This window comes from Lichenibacterium minor (genome assembly GCF_004137685.1).
Taxonomy (GTDB): domain Bacteria; phylum Pseudomonadota; class Alphaproteobacteria; order Rhizobiales; family Beijerinckiaceae; genus Lichenihabitans; species Lichenihabitans minor.
This window is the reverse complement of record NZ_QYBB01000017.1, coordinates 19,550-32,520: the sequence shown is the minus strand read 5'-3', so window position 1 is coordinate 32,520 and position 12,971 is coordinate 19,550. Positions and strand designations below refer to the sequence as shown.

The 12,971-nt window shown below is 73.4% G+C and carries 12 protein-coding genes; 3 read left to right on the top strand and 9 right to left on the bottom strand.

Features of this window, described 5'->3' with window-relative positions; genetic code table 11:
• Positions 1-12 precede the first annotated feature (12 nt).
• Genes D3273_RS15320 through D3273_RS15305 form a run of 4 tightly spaced genes read right to left on the bottom strand, consistent with a single transcriptional unit; the run spans position 13 to position 4,027 of the window.
• Positions 13-1,074 (bottom strand): YcjF family protein, encoded by a 1,062-nt coding sequence (locus tag D3273_RS15320; protein WP_129227763.1) that lies wholly within the window; start codon positions 1,072-1,074, stop codon positions 13-15.
• Complete coding sequence (locus D3273_RS15315; RefSeq protein ID WP_129227762.1) at positions 1,071-2,513, bottom strand: YcjX family GTP-binding protein; 1,443 nt, start codon at positions 2,511-2,513, stop codon at positions 1,071-1,073. Before D3273_RS15315 ends, D3273_RS15320 begins: the two co-directional genes overlap by 4 nt.
• A complete protein-coding gene (locus tag D3273_RS15310; protein WP_129227761.1) occupies positions 2,510-3,493 on the bottom strand; it encodes a hypothetical protein in 984 nt (327 codons plus the stop codon). Before D3273_RS15310 ends, D3273_RS15315 begins: the two co-directional genes overlap by 4 nt.
• 21 nt (positions 3,494-3,514) lie before the next feature.
• The gene (locus D3273_RS15305) at positions 3,515-4,027 is read right to left on the bottom strand and encodes a SixA phosphatase family protein (protein ID WP_129227760.1); all 513 of its coding nucleotides are present in this window, start codon (positions 4,025-4,027) and stop codon (positions 3,515-3,517) included.
• Between the two features lie 220 nt (positions 4,028-4,247).
• On the opposite strand from D3273_RS15305, the gene dksA reads away from it, so the two are divergent.
• Positions 4,248-4,670 carry an RNA polymerase-binding protein DksA gene (gene dksA, locus D3273_RS15300; RefSeq protein WP_129227759.1) on the top strand — a complete coding sequence of 141 codons (423 nt, stop codon included), beginning with the start codon at positions 4,248-4,250 and terminating at the stop codon, positions 4,668-4,670.
• Positions 4,671-4,789: 119 nt separating this feature from the next.
• Positions 4,790-5,935, top strand: coding sequence for a patatin-like phospholipase family protein (locus D3273_RS15295; RefSeq protein ID WP_129227758.1), 1,146 nt, complete (start codon positions 4,790-4,792; stop codon positions 5,933-5,935).
• A 35-nt stretch (positions 5,936-5,970) separates the two neighbouring features.
• On the opposite strand, the gene D3273_RS28275 is transcribed toward D3273_RS15295, so the two are convergent.
• From D3273_RS28275 to D3273_RS29185, 3 genes are all read right to left on the bottom strand, one after another.
• Complete coding sequence (locus D3273_RS28275) at positions 5,971-6,144, bottom strand: hypothetical protein (RefSeq protein WP_165359510.1); 174 nt, start codon at positions 6,142-6,144, stop codon at positions 5,971-5,973.
• Between the two features lie 59 nt (positions 6,145-6,203).
• Positions 6,204-7,259: an aldo/keto reductase gene (locus D3273_RS15290; RefSeq protein ID WP_129227757.1), complete on the bottom strand. Its 1,056-nt coding sequence runs from the start codon at positions 7,257-7,259 to the stop codon at positions 6,204-6,206.
• 78 nt (positions 7,260-7,337) lie between these two features.
• Entirely contained in the window at positions 7,338-8,564 is a 1,227-nt protein-coding gene (locus D3273_RS29185) for a tlde1 domain-containing protein (RefSeq protein ID WP_245501188.1), read from the bottom strand.
• A gap of 354 nt (positions 8,565-8,918) precedes the next feature.
• On the opposite strand from D3273_RS29185, the gene yghU reads away from it, so the two are divergent.
• Entirely contained in the window at positions 8,919-9,803 is an 885-nt protein-coding gene (gene yghU / locus D3273_RS15280) for a glutathione-dependent disulfide-bond oxidoreductase (RefSeq protein ID WP_129227756.1), read from the top strand.
• Positions 9,804-10,044: 241 nt separating this feature from the next.
• Here the strand turns inward: yghU and D3273_RS15275 are convergent, their stop codons facing one another.
• On the bottom strand, positions 10,045-10,506 hold the full coding sequence (locus tag D3273_RS15275; protein WP_129227755.1) for a hypothetical protein: 462 nt from the start codon (positions 10,504-10,506) through the stop codon (positions 10,045-10,047).
• 328 nt (positions 10,507-10,834) lie between these two features.
• Positions 10,835-12,943, bottom strand: coding sequence for an ATP-dependent helicase (locus tag D3273_RS15270; RefSeq protein ID WP_165359509.1), 2,109 nt, complete (start codon positions 12,941-12,943; stop codon positions 10,835-10,837).
• Positions 12,944-12,971 lie beyond the last annotated feature (28 nt).

Below are 12,971 nucleotides of genomic sequence, written 5' to 3'. Positions count from 1 at the left end.
CCGTCCCGGCCCTCATCCCTCCGCTTTGAACAGGAAGGGCGCCACGTCCTTCACGCCCGGCGCCTTCTCGACCGCGAAGGGCATGGGCCGGCACACCGCCATGGCGGACAGCCCGACGCGGGTCGTCAGCATGCCGTTGAGCACCCCTTCGCCGAGCCGCGCCGACAGCTTCGCCGCGATGCCGTGCCCGACCACCTGCTGGACCAGGCTGTCGCCCACCGCCATGCCGCCCGTGACGGCCAGATGCGCGCCCACCGACCTCGCGAGCTTGAGAAAGCCGAGCAGGCCCGGCCGACCGCTGTAGCGTTCGGCGATGCGGCGGATCAGCCACACGATCTGCCCCGCCACGAAAACGAGGTCGATCACCGCGCGGGGGCTGATGGCGGTGACGAGCGACACCCGCTTCGCCGCCGCCGCGATGTCGGCCGCCACCGCCCGGTCGATGGGCCGGAGCAGGGCGCTTTCGGCGATGTCGATGAGGTCGCGCCCGTCGACGATCTCGCCCGAAGCCTGCCGCAGTTCGGCCCGGCCCCGCGCGGTTTCGGGTCGCGCGGCGTAGAGCGCCGCCACCTCGGCCACGAGCCGCCGCGCGGCGTCCCGGTCGTCGGCGAGGCGCGCCGCCGCCAAGGCGCCGTGCAGGCGCGCCACCCTGGCCTGCCGCAGCACGCCCACGGTTTCCTTGACGAGCAGCGCCGCGGCGGCGACGCCGGCCAGCGCCAGCAGGCCGAGGCCGAACCAGCCCAGGGCTGGCGTGCGGGCGAACAGGTCCTCGACGAGGCGGTCGACCCAGAGCCACAGCCCGAGCGACGCGAGGGCGCCCAGCGCGGACACGAACAGCGTGCCCCAGCCGCGCCGGCCGCGGCGCTGCATGCCGAGCGCCTGCGCGTCCTCCACCGCGGTTTCGTCGGGCCCCAGGGCGGCGCGCGCCGCTTCCCGCGCGAAGGGGTCGTCCTGCGGCTCGATCACGGCCGGCGCCCGCGGCGGGAGCGCGACGGCGGCCGGGTCCGGCGGTTCGGCGGGCGCGAGGCGGAACGCGCGCGGGCGCGTGCGGGGACGGTCGTCGGGAATCGTCACGCGAGCTTGTCCCCGAGCAGGAACTGCAGGGCCCGGTCGAGCCGGATGTGGGGCAGGGCGGCGTCCGGCTCCGCCGACACGGCCGGGGGGCGGAAGCGCACGAAGCGGTAGTCGTTGTCGCCCTCGGCCAGGGCCAGCCCGTCGCCGCGCAACGCCAGCTTCGGGTCGGGCGGAAGCTCGCCCGGGAACACCGCCGCTTCGGCGAGCCCGTCGAAGGTTTCGCCGTCGATCACCTCGCCGGCGAGGGGCGTGCCCACGATGGCGTCGAGCGCGTCGCGGCCCTGCTTCACCGAAGCTTCGCGCGTCGCCCGCACGGCGGCCAGCGCGATGACGTCGATGTCGGCCCCCACGGCCTCGCCCCGCGCGATGGCGCGGGCGACGAGCAGCCGCAGGATGGCTTCGAGCCGGTCGTGGCTGGTGTGGTGGAGGTGGTCGGCCTTGGTGGCGCAGAACAGGATGCGGTCGATGCGCGGGCGGAACAGCGTCGCGAGCAGGCTCGACCGGCCCGCCCGGTAGGCGCCGAGCACGTCGCCGAGCGCGTTCTGCAGGTCGCGCACCGCGGCGGGGCCGGAGTTCAGCGCCGACAGCGCGTCGACCAGCACGATCTGCCGGTCGAGCCGGCTGAAGTGGTCGCGGAAGAAGGGCTTCACCACGTGGGCCTTGTAGCTCTCGTAGCGCCGCTCCATCGTGGCGGCGAGCGAGCCCGGCCGGGGCGGCCCGGACACCGGCAGGGGCGCGAAGGTGAGCATCGGCGAGCCTTCGAGGTCGCCGGGCATCAGGAAGCGCCCCGGCGGCAGCGTCGACAGGGCGTAAAGGTCGGTGCGGCTGGCCCGGAGATAGCTGGTGAACAGCTCGGCGCAGCGGCGGGCCTCCTCCTCGGAGGCGGGCGGGTCCTCGCCCAGCAGGGCGGTGTGGCCGCGCCAGGCCGCCGCCAGCGGCGCCCGGGCCGCCGCCGCGCTGGCGTCCAGCGTTTCGGCGGACCATTGCGCGTAGGACTTGCCGAGCAGCGGCAGGTCGAGCAGCCATTCGCCGGGGTAGTCGACGATGTCGAGCGTCAGCGAGGCCGGCCCGGCCCGCCAGCCGGCGCGACGCTCGTAGTCGATCGTGACGCGCAGCTCCGAGATGCGCCGCGTCGAGTCCGGCCAGCGGCGCTCGACCGTCAGCGCGGCGAGGTGGTCCTCGACGGCGAAGCGCGGCACCGCGTCGTCGGGCTGCGGTTGCAGGTAGCCGCGCACGATCCGCCCTTCGGCCGCGGCCCTGAACACGGGGAAGCGCCCGCCCCGCGCCGTCAAGGCCTGCACGAGCGCGGTGATGAACACGGTCTTGCCGGCGCGCGACAGGCCGGTGACGCCGATCCTGAGCCCGTTGCCCGACACGTAGTCGGCGACGCTCCGGGCCGTGTTGCGGGCCTCGAAGGCGAGATCGGACAGCAGGCTCAAGGACGCGGCTCCGGACGGCGGGCCTCATCTAGGCGGCCGGCGGGCGGCGCGCCAGGGGCGGGCGGGCGGCGCGCCGCCACCATCTCCGCCGCGCGGGCCACGGCGGCGTCGACGAGGCCCGGCCCGGCGCCGAGCGGCCCGATCTCGACCGCCGCCATGTTGCGCATCAGCCGCGCCAGATGCGGGGTCGGCCGGCCGTCACCGTCGAAGAGTCCGAGGTCCGCCTCGGGCGAAGCCGCGATGCCGGCCGCCGCGCGGGCGGCGTAGTTGGCGATGCGGACCGCGTCGCCGCCGCAGGCCGGGCCGGGCGACGGGAGCGCGCGGGGCGCGGCCAGCAGGACCTCGGGCAGCGACGCCGCCGCGCCCACCGGCGCCGCCCCGAGGCCCAGGGCGATGGCGGGTGCGGGCAGGGCGGCGCCGATGAGGGTGTCCGGCACCGAGGACGCGCGGCCGCGCGGCCGCCCGAAGCCGGCGACGCGCCGGCCGTGCGCGGCGAGCCACCGCGCCCGCAGCGTGCCGCCGATGCCGCGCCGCGCCGGCCCGCCCGGCCCCCGGCTCCGGGCGGGGCGGGGCGCGGGGGCGCCGCAGGACGCCGGCGCCCAGCGCGACACGATGGCGGTGGCGGAGTGGCGCCCGTAGTCGACGTAGTAGCGGCGCAGCAGCAGCGCCGCGACGGTCGCCCCTTCGGTGGCCGACGCGAAGGCGACGTGCCCGTCCGCGTCGGCGGCGATCTCGCCCGCCCAGCCGCCCCGCTTGATGCACCAATAGTTGTTGAGGCGGACGCAGCGCTTCACCGCCGCCGGGTCGCGGCCGAGCAGGATGGCGGCGCGCATGCCCGGCGGCGCGTCGAGGCCGGCCGCCGCCTGCCAGCGCCAGTTTCCGACCGCCCGCTCGCGCGGGTGGAACGCCGGGTCGGGGGCCAGCGCGCCCGGCATCCCGAGGAGGAGGGCGAGCGTCAGCCCGATCGCGTCGAGCGGCACGTCAGGGCCGGCGACGGCGCGTCATTCGCCCGAGCGCTCGTCCGCGGGCAGCAGGAACCGCAGCCGGCCCGGGGCGCCGACATCGGTCCATCGGTCCGCGTCGAGGTCGATCACGGCGAAGCAGGAGGTGGGGAAGCGCTCGGCCAGCGCGGCGAGCGCTTTCGCGTCGCCCGTGCCGGCGAGCCGCCGCGCGAGGTCGCCGATGCCGGGGTTGTGGCCGACGACCAGCACGGCGGCGGCGTCGTCCGGCGCGGACCGCACCTCGCCCAGGATCGTTTCGGCGCTGGCGGCGTAGACGGCGCGGGTTGAGCGCCGGGGCAGGGCGGGCGCGAAGGCCGGCGCGAGCGCGTCCAAGGTTTCCCGCGTCCGGGCGCTGTCCGACACGAGTGCCAGGGCGGGCGTCGCCACGGCGGCGAGGCGGCGGCCGGCTTCGGCGGCCTCGGCCCGGCCCCGGGGCGACAGGGGGCGGGCGTGGTCGCCCCCGCCCGACGCCGGTTCGGCCTTGCCGTGGCGCATGAGGATGAGCTGGCGCATGGGTCACCGATCCTGCCGGGGGCGGCCGACGGCGGCACGCCGGCCCTCTTTAACGGGTCGCATCCCCGCCCGATGTGTCTTCGCGGCCCGGGTCGAAAAGAATCTGCCGGGGGATGCAACCCAGCACGGCAAACCGGCGCGTTGGCCACTTGCGTCCGACAGGCCGCCGTGGCAACCACTCGCCACATGGGTGCAGTTATGCGCTGGGAGTTTGGCACGCATGACATCGTTTGATGCCATCGAGGCCTCGTACAGGCCTACGGACGACGAAGTCTTCATGAGCGAGCGCCACCGGAACTATTTCCGGCGCAAGCTCATCGGCTGGCGGGACGAGCTCTTGCGGGAAAGCCGCGAGACCCTGACCACCCTCCAGAGCGAGAACGAGAACCATCCCGACATCGCCGACCGCGCCTCGTCCGAAACGGACCGCGCGATCGAGCTCCGCGCCAGGGACCGGCAGCGCAAGCTGATCTCCAAGATCAATGCGGCATTGTCCCGGCTGGACGACGGGTCCTACGGCTTTTGCGAGGAGACCGGCGATCCGATCGGGCTGCGCCGCCTCGACGCCCGGCCGATCGCGACCCTGTCGGTCGAGGCCCAGGAGCGGCACGAGCGCCGGGAGCGCGTCTACCGCGACGAGTGACGCCGCTTCCGGCCGGAACGGCGCGCCCCGCATCCGAACAGTCCGGCGCAACCCCGGCTCGCCACCCTGTGGGCCCGGCGTCCTGGCAAAGGCCGCGCCGACGTCCGAAACGGTCCCGCATGCCCATCCAGCGCAAGCTGCTCGCCGCCCTCGCCCTGTCGTCCTTCCTCGGCGCCTGCGCGCTGACGCCGCGCGAGCCCTTCACCGCCGCCGAGCAAGCCGCCGCCGCCGTTCCGGGCTTCGGCCCCGTGCGCGCCTGGGGCGACGCGCCGGCGCGCGACCTCGCCCGAGCGGTGCTGGGCCCGATCCCCTCGCACGACGTCAACGTCCTCGCCCTGTCGGGCGGCGGCGCGGGCGGCGCCTTCGCGGCCGGCCTGCTCGACGGCTGGACGCGGCGCGGCACGCGGCCGAGCTTCGACGTCGTCACGGGCGTGTCGACCGGGGCCCTCATCGCGCCCTTCGCCTTTCTGGGGTCCGCCTACGACGCCACGCTGGCCCGGCTCTACACGGGGGACGGCGCGGGCGGCGTGGCGGAGCCCGCCAACCTCATCGCCATCGCGACGGGCGACGGCCTGCTCGACTCCGGCCCGCTCCGCCGCATGGTGGACAGCTACGTCACGCCGGAGTTCCTGGCCCGGGTGGCGGCCGAGCACCGGCGCGGACGGCGCTTGCTCGTCGTGTCGACCAACCTCGACGCCCAGCGCCCCGTGGTGTGGGACATGGGCGCCATCGCGGCGAGCCCGAATCCTGAGGCGGCGGCGCTGTTCAGGGACGTCCTCGTGGCCTCGGCCAGCGTGCCGGCGGTGTTCCCGCCCGTGATGATCGCCGCGGCGGCGGGGGGCCGCGCCATCCGGGAAATGCATGTCGACGGCGTCGCCACGGCGCAGATCTTCATCCGGCCCGACATGATCGCCGCGGCCGCGCCGCGCCGGCGCGTCCACGTCTGGGCGGTGGTCAACAACACGCTGCCGCCGGAGTTCGCCGTCACCGCCAAGGGCACGCTGCCCATCGCCTACCGGTCGCTGTCGACGGTGTTCAAGGCGCAGGCGGCGGCCGAGGTGACGGCGGCCTCCGAAACGGCGCGCCGCCTGGGGCAGGATTTCGAGCTCGCCTACATCGACCGCGCCGTGCCGTTCGACCCCGCGGCCCCCTTCGGGGCGAGCTACATGGACAAGGCGTTCGCCATCGGGACGGGTGAAGCCGCGGACGGCAGCGTGTGGCACCGGGACCTCGCGGGGCTGGGCGAGCCGGCGAAGCCGTCCTGAGCGGGCATCCGCGGGTCGACCCACGGACGTCTGCTTCACCCGTCGTCGTCGCCCATAAGCTCGTCGAGTTCCCGGGCCACCCCGCGGGCGTCCTCCTCGGAATGGCCGAGCTGGGGCATGTCGTTGACCACGGCCGGAAGGTCGGTCGCGGTGTCGACCACCGTCCAGCTGCCGTCGTCCTCCCGGCGAACCTCGTAGCGCGGCGTCATGCATCCTTCCTCCGTGGGCCCGGCGGGGATCCTGCCCCGCCGGGCCGAAGCCATCAAGCTCAGGGTGCCGGGTTCTGGTGCACCTGGTGGATCGCGTCGATGCGGTCCTCGAGCTCGGGCGAGATCGCGACCTTCGCCGAGTCGAGCGCGGTTTCGAGCTGCGGGAGCGTGGTCGCGCCGATGATGTTGGAACACACGAACCGGCGCGACGTCACGAAGGCCAGCGCCATCTGCGTCGGGTCGAGCCCGAACTCGGCGGCGAGCTTCAGGTAGGCCCCGATGGCCTCGGCGACGCCGGGCTTCTCGTAGCGCTGCCCGCGGTTGAACAGGGTCGTGCGGGCGCCGGCCGGGCGGGCGCCGCCCTGGTACTTGCCGGTGAGGTAGCCCTGGCCGAGCGGCGAATAGGCGAGCAGCCCCACGTCCTCGCGCAGGCCGATCTCGGCCAGGCCGAGCTCGTAGTTGCGGTTGACCAGGTTGTAGCTGTTCTGGATCGAGGCGATGCGCGGCCCGCGGCCGGCATCGGCTTCGGCGAGGAAGCGCATCGTGCCCCAGGGCGTCTCGTTGCTGAGGCCCACGTGGCGGATCTTGCCCTCCTCGACGAGGCGCGCGAGCGCCCCCAGCGTGTCGGCGATCGGCACGGAATCGTCGGGGCGGGGCAGGTCGCGGAACACGTTGCCGCCGGCGCCGAAGAGGCTCACGGCGCGGTCAGGCCAATGGAGCTGGTAAAGGTCGATGTAGTCCGTCCCCAGGCGCTCCAGGCTCCGCTCCACCGCGTAGCGGATGTTCGCTTCGTCGAGACGGGCGGGCTTGCCGCCGGGGCGCAGCCACTCGTTGGACGAGCGGCCCGACACCTTCGACGCGATGACGATGCGCTCGCGCCCCCCGCGGGACTTCAGCCACGTCCCGATGATCCGCTCGGTGGATCCCTGGGTTTCGGCCTTGGGCGGGATGGAATACATCTCGGCCGTGTCGATGAAGTTGATGCCGCGGCCGATCGCCAGGTCGAGCTGGGCGTGGCCCTCGGCTTCGGTGTTCTGCTGGCCCCAGGTCATGGTGCCGAGGCAGATCGACGTGACGTCGAGCCCGGTGCGGCCGAGCTTTCGCATTTCGAACATGGGTGGATGTCTCCGCCGGATCGTGGTGCCCGGCCTGGGGCGGCTCTTAAGCCCGGCGGAGGAGGGTGTCGAGCGCGGTCAGCCGAGGCCGCCCGCCACCACGACGAGGCGCTTCACCTGTCCGTTCTGGTAGGCGCGCAGGAACGCCTGGTAGTCGCGGAACGACACGCAGCCGTTCGACTGGCCGTTGGCGCCCAGCATGTATGTGTGGGCCAGCAGCCCGTCGCGGCCGTAGACGCCGCCGCCGCCGACGGGGCTCAACCGCAGCGCCTGCACGCCGTGGAACAGGGATTCCCGCAGCGTCAGGTCGTAAAGGTGCGGCGGCGTCGGGCCGGTGTTGCGCGCGGTGACGTGGCGCGGGTCGTCCATCATGCCGCCCAGGCCCGAATGGGCTTCGAGCTTGGTGCCGTCCGGCATGTAAACGGTGTGGGCCGAGATGTCGTAGACGGCGGTGTAGCGGTCGTGGGGGGTCGCGGGGCCGCCCGGCAGGCCGGACCGGCCGAACAGCCCGTCCTCGGCCGACGCGTAGCCCAGCGCCTGGCCCGACGGCCGGAAGGCGCCGAAGAACTTCTCCAGGAAACCGCGGTTGTCGGACGGCGCCGCCGACGCGACCGGGCCGGGCGCCGCGGGGGTCGGGGCCCTGTCGGTGTTGCGCGCGACGGCGCGGCGGGTCTGCCGGTCCTGTTCGGGCGCCGCCCAGGGGAGGGCCGGGCGCGGCGTCGGCAGCGGGACGGCTTCGAGCTGGGGTTTCTGTTCGGCCGAGGCCGTGAGCTCGGCCGGGGGCAGGGGCGGCGTCGGCGCCTCGTCGTGCAGGCCGGGCAGGGGCACGATCATGGCGAAGCTCGGGCCCGCCGCCGGGACCACCGCCACGACGGGGCCGGGCTGGGGCTTCTCGACCGCGCCGGCCGGTTCGGCGGCGGCGAAGCGCGCCGCCAAGGGCGCGCCGCCCGACAGCGCCACGGGGGCGGGGCCGCGGGCGAAGCCGGGGTCGAGCAGCGACGCGCCCCCGGCGGAAGGGAGCGCCGCGACGGCGTCCGGCGTCGCCGGCTTGGCGGGCTGGGCGCGCGGAAGGGCGGGCAGGGCGGGGGCGGGCGGCGTGTGGAAGGCGGCGGCGAGGCGCGCGGTGCCGGGGTCCATGTCGACGGGATGGGCTGTGCCGGCGCGGTAATCCAGCAGCCAGGAGCCCACCAGCACGCCGAGCGTCACGGCGCCGGCCCCCGCGATGGTCAGGGTGGAGTGCCGCTGGGACAGGCGGCCGTGGTCGAACGGGGCGACATCGTCGGGGGTGAACGTCGCGTCGGTCATTCGCCTCGCTTTCGGGATGGGCTCCCGCGCCCGCCGCCGCGGACGTTTCGAAGGGAACCACGCCAGTCCTGTGACGTCACATTGGGGCCGAGTTTGGTTAATCGGCGCTTAAAACCGGTGCAAAGATGCCGCGCTTCCGGGGCGCGACGGCCCCGCGGCGGCGCCCGCGGGGCCCGCCGGCGCCATCGTGTCGCCACCGTGGCGGCGCGGCGGCGCGGCCGGGCCGATCGTGGCCGAAACCGCGGCGAACGAACCTGCCGGACCCCGCGCACCCGAACGGCCCCTCCGATCGTTGGAGGCAGGACGCGCGGCCGACCCCGCTGCGGGCCAGCCGCCGAGCCCGGAGTTTCCGACATGACCGACGAGACCGACTACGTTCCCCCGCAGGTGTGGACCCCGAAGCAGGGCAACGGGGGCCGCTTCGCCAACATCAACCGGCCCGTGTCGGGCGCGACGCACGACAAGGAACTGCCCGTCGGGCGCCATCCGCTGCAGCTCTACTCGCTGGCGACGCCCAACGGCGTGAAGGTGACGGTGATGCTGGAGGAGCTGCTGGCGGCCGGCCACGCCGGCGCCGAATACGATGCCTGGCTGATCCGCATCAACGAGGGCGACCAGTTCGGCAGCGGCTTCGTGGGCGTCAACCCGAACTCCAAGATCCCGGCCCTGATGGACCGGAGCGGGCCGGAGCCGGTGCGCGTCTTCGAGTCGGGCGCGATCCTGCTCTACCTGGCGGAGAAGTTCGGCGCCTTCCTGCCGAAGGACGCCAAGGCGCGGACCGAGGCCCTGTGCTGGCTGTTCTGGCAGATGGGCAGCGGCCCCTACCTGGGCGGCGGCTTCGGCCACTTCTACGCCTACGCGCCGACCAAGATCGAATATGCGATCGACCGCTTCGCCATGGAAGCCAAGCGCCAGCTCGACGTGCTCGACAAGCGCCTGGCCGAGGTCGAATATCTCGGCGGCGCCGAATATTCCATCGCCGACATGGCGGTGTGGCCCTGGTACGGCGCGTTGATGCAGGGCGCCATGTACGGCGACAGCGCCACCTTCCTGCAGGTGGAGGAGTACCGCAACCTGAAGCGCTGGACGGACGCGATCGCGGCGCGGCCCGCGGTGAAGCGCGGCCGCATGGTCAACCGCGTGATGGGCGAGCCGTCGAGCCAGCTTCACGAGCGCCACGACGCCGGGGACTTCGACACGAAGACGCAGGACAAGGTGGGAGCGGAGAGCGCGACTTAGGAACGCTCCGGAGCGGCAGGATCGTCAAACACCCCGCTCCCTGCGGGAAGGTCGCCGAGCCGGTTGGACGTTTTCAGCCCAAGCTCACGAGGCCGATCCGAGGCTGAAATATGAACCCCGTCGAGATGTGCGGAATTTTCTACGGCCGCGTCTCGGCAGGGTTTGCTCGTGTGAGAGTCTACCGAGGTGGTGGATGGGGTCGGCGTGCGCGCGTCGTTATCGCTGGTACGGCGCCTTCGCACTACGCCGGCCCAAGCTGCGACGAGGCGCTCGGCCGCCTCGACATCCACCAGACGAAGATCAGCAGAGTGACCTGCGGCACGATCGAGATGACCCGAACCGTCGAGACATTGAAGACGGTGCCGGTCGCCTTGAACCCGAAGAGAAGCAGGAACCCGACCCCGTAGAATGCGGCGATACCGCCCAGGAACCCGTAGAGGCCGCGCGTACCCGCATCCCTCGCTCGGCACATCGCGAGGACGGCGACAGCCAGGCACAACATGTCGGCGTCCAGGGACAGTCGCGTGTAGGTGGGCGTGCCGATCAAGACGACTGTCTGCGTCACCACATACAGGACGAACTTCAGCGCGCAGGCGGCGAAGGCGAACCTTGAAAACGGTCCGCTCCCAATCCTGGCCGTCGTGAACAGGCACATAATAAGCCGGCCCATGTCCTTCAGCGATGTCTTGCCGCCAGCGCCCATCCCACATGCTCCGACTACCTCGAATTTCATCCGAGATGCTGAGATCGACCTATGCGCTGGGTGCATTTCGACCGCAAGTGGCGCGTGACCGAGACTGCGCTGATAGCAACAGGCTCAGGCCATGGCGGGCTCGGCCGTCGACGCTGATGGATGATGGGCGCACCCGAAACGAACCCGTTCAGGCGGGCAGCGCCGGCCTAACCGAGGAACCTCCGGTGAGCCCGTGGGTGCCGTAGGTGGGTCGAGCACCGCTACTTCCGACATCGTGAGCCGCCCCAGCGAGACACGCCGTCTGGCCGCTCCACCCCTTCCGAGGCCGCTCGCGCCCTCACCCCCACAGCCCCCGCGCCGCCGCCTTCGACGCCACGAGCTTCAGCCGCACGAGCCGGGTCAGCACCGCTTCGGGGGCCTTGCCGGTGGCGGCGCAGATCTCGTCGAGGTCGCCCGCCATCGCGAAGCTCGCCTGGAGCTTCGCGTCGTCGCGTGCCGTCCACTGCGCCGCCGCCGCGTCGGGGTCGGGCGCATAGGGGGCGACGTCGGCGGGATCGACGGCATAGTCGCGCTTCGCGCTCCCCTTCGCCCCGTCCCGCGCCCGGCTCGCCGCCGGGCCGGCCGGCACCGTTTCGGCCGCCGCCGCGCGCTCGGGCCGCGGCGCCATCGGGCGGGGCTCCTTCTGCCAGGGCAGCCCCAAGGGCATCAGGGCGTCGGCGTCGGGGTGCTCGGGGTCGGTGCCGACATGGGCGTCGCCGGCGAATTCCGCGACGAAGCGCGAGCGCTTGGACTTGGCTCCGCCCCGCTCCGCCGAATAGGACAGGCCGAGGATGCGCTTGGCGCGCGTCACCGCCACGTAGGCGACGCGCCGCTCCTCCTCGATCTCGGCGCCCGCCACCGGCATCACGCCCTCTTCCAGCCCGACCACGAAGACCGCTTCCCATTCCAGCCCCTTGGCGGAATGCACGGTGGACAGCACCACGGCGTCCTCGGACGGGCGGCGCAGGGCGCGGCTTTGTTCGGCGATGCGCTCCATCAGCGTGTCGAGCCCGTCGCAGTCGGCGGCGAGGGACGCCAGGGCGTCGCACAGGTTGGTCCAGTCGCGCTGCTCGCGCTCGGCCGACTTCTTCGGCAGCGCGTCCCCCACCACGCGCCGGGCATGGCGGCAGGCGTCCGCGAAGGACCGCGCGGGCGGCACCTTGTCGAGCCGCCGCCGCACGCTTTCGCCCCGCTTGCCCGTGCCCATCTTCTCGATGGCGCGGCGGTCGTCGGCGTCGATGAGGTAGAACAGCGCCCCCAGGAACAGCTTGGCCGCCGCGCTCTGCCACAGGTCGCCGGCGCCGCGCACGTCGAAGGGGATGTGAAGCGCTTCGAGGGCGCCCTGGAAGGCCAGGCCCGTCGACCCCGCGCGGTACAGGACGGCGATCTCGCCGTAGGGCATGCCGCCCTGCAGCAGGGTTTGGATCGCCCGCACCACCTGGCGCACCTCGGCGTCGGGGGTGGAATAGCCGCGGATCGCCACCGAGCCTTCCGCGTCCAGCGCCGGCCCGTAGTCCTTGGTGAAGCGGTCCCGGTTCTTGGCGATGAGGCGCTTCGCGCCGGCCACGATGGCGGGCGTCGAGCGGTAGTTCCGGTCGAGCAGGTGCAGCACGGCGTCGCCGTGGCGGCGCTTGAAGTCCAGCGTGTAGCGGATGTCGGCGGCGCGGAAGGTGAACAGCGTCTGGTCGTCGTCGCCCACCGCCCACAGGTGCACGCCGCCGCCGCGGAAATGCTCGATCAGCCGGTGCTGCCCGAGGTTGATGTCCTGGTACTCGTCGACGAGCAGGTGGTCGACGGCGCCCGCCACGGCGCGGCCGTAGGCGGGGTTGTCGCCCATGGCGCGCAGCAGCAGCGGCACCATGTCGGCGAAGTCGATGGCGCCGGCTTCGCGCAGCGCGTCCTCGTAGACGGCGAAGAACTCGGCCGCCCGGTGGCCCGCCTCGTCGTCCCGCGCCAGCGCCCGGCGGTAGGATTGCGCGTCGAGCAGCTGCTCCTTGGCGCCCGCGATGATGTCGAGGATATCGCCCTCGTCGTTCCAGTACATGCGCCGCGCGCCGAACACGGCGCGGCCCTGGTGGGCGCCCCACACGTCGATGCGCTCGGGCAGGCCGGCGAGGTGGGGTTTGCGCTGCAGGCAGCGCAGCGCCAGGCTGTGGAACGTGTAGACGCGCAGCTCGGCGGGGTTGTCGAGGTCGAGGTCGCGCGCGATGCGGACGCGCATCTCCTCGGCGGCCTTCTTGGTGAAGGTCAGCGCCATGATGCGGTTCGGGTCCGTGCCGGCGTCGCGCAGGTGGCGGAAGCGCCCCACCAGCGTCGACGTCTTGCCCGAGCCGGGCCCCGCCAGCACGAGCTGGATCGGGTGGTCGGCGCTGGCGGCGCGGCGCTGGGACGGGTCGAGGTCGGACATCCCCGGTGTCATGCCACAGGCCGCACCA